The 268-nt window shown below is 68.7% G+C and carries 1 protein-coding gene; it reads left to right on the forward strand.

All coding sequences use genetic code 11. From position 1 onward, the window contains the following. The coding region (locus AC0IYH_RS31855; protein WP_471838270.1) for a DUF2339 domain-containing protein at positions 1-268 on the forward strand (268 nt) is incomplete at both ends.

The following is a 268-nucleotide window of genomic DNA, read 5'->3' on the forward strand; positions in this document are numbered from 1 at the left end:
CTGTGCGCTGGCGCTGCTGCAACGGTCGCAGGCGCTGGCGACGACCGCCTTCGCCGGGGGCTTCGCCGTGCCCGTCCTGCTCGCGGGTGGCGGCGGCAACATCGTCGGCGTGTTCGTCTATTACACGATCCTCAACGCCGCGATCCTGTTCATCGCGCAGCGTCAGGCGTGGCGCGTGCTGAACCTGATCGGCTTCTTCGCCACGTTCGGAATGGCGACGCTGTGGGGCACCACCAGCTATCAGCCGGGCGACTATGCCGCCGCGCAG

The sequence above is a fragment of the Pseudomonas sp. AC463 genome (assembly GCF_979253585.1).